This window comes from Xenorhabdus hominickii (assembly GCF_002632725.1).
Taxonomy (GTDB): Bacteria; Pseudomonadota; Gammaproteobacteria; order Enterobacterales; family Enterobacteriaceae; genus Xenorhabdus; species Xenorhabdus hominickii.
Genome location: NZ_NJAI01000049.1, coordinates 1 through 1,076 on the forward strand (window position 1 = coordinate 1; position 1,076 = coordinate 1,076).

The following is a 1,076-nucleotide window of genomic DNA, read 5'->3' on the forward strand; positions in this document are numbered from 1 at the left end:
TCAATATTTTCCCCGTTCCGTCCGGGTTTCCGCTCTCAAACAACACCGTATCAATCGCGGTGGCGATGCGGTGAGTGATGTCAGTGCCCACATGAGCGATGCCGTTAATCGTGAAATCAACGGGTCGTTTTATCGGAGACAAGACCCAGATAATCGCTGTCACCGGCCGTAACGGGTAAATATAATCAGCGACACGCAGTTGATCCCCGGAGGCATGAACAGCATAGGGTTCATGTGATGAGACACCGTCGGTACCCAGAGGAAAACCGTCACGCCCATTATTGTCACACATAATATACACGCCCACCGTGCCCGCCCCCGCAGCTCGGGGTTTGACCCAAACCCGGGTAACACCGGGGACGGCGAGTGCCCACTGTTTATAGTCATCATCCGAGCCCCCCTGAGGTGAACCCTGATAGGCCAACAGCATTCTGGAACGAAAATCGGCCTCACTCTCGATATTTGCGCCGCCCGTTATCGGTGCCATTGCTGTTCCTTCAACATCCACCCCGGCCCTACTCTGGTCCAGCGTTAAGACCGTACCGACAGGCGCATTACCTACCGCGCCCCCGCCTGAATTGTCATCGGTAACATCGGGCAATAGCGCGATGAGATCAGCATGTCCCTGTCCATGATGAATCCGGGTTTCATTGACCGTTTTATACTGGTAACCATCGCCCCGGTTGAGTATCGTGCCGGCAGGAATAATCAGCCCGTCCGTCCCGGTAAATTGATAGTCCTCGCAACGTGCTGCCGTCGCCGGTTTTTGGAATATCTTTTTCAATGCGGCCCAGCCTGACAACCACTCATCGGTGGCCGTGAAGGGGGTGGTTTGTTTGGCTATATAGTCCAGATAGCCATAATGCAGATGCGCCATCCCCGCATCCATATCGGCCAGCACCCCCATATTGGAAAACCGCAATAAGGGACCTGTTTTCTGCAATTCTGACTGCAAATAACTGCGATTTTGCTCGCGTAATTCGGTCAGTGTTTTTCGTTTAAATGGCATTTTCTCGTTCCCATACCCAGAAAAACCGTAAATCCTCATTATCGCGCCCGGGACGCTGATAACGAAT

General features: G+C 53.1%; 1 protein-coding gene. It reads right to left on the reverse strand.

The window, feature by feature from the left end:
- Positions 1-1,009 (reverse strand): baseplate J/gp47 family protein (locus Xhom_RS24945; RefSeq protein WP_099140128.1); only part of this gene is annotated, 1,009 nt, incomplete at its 3' end.
- Positions 1,010-1,076: the final 67 nt, after the last annotated feature.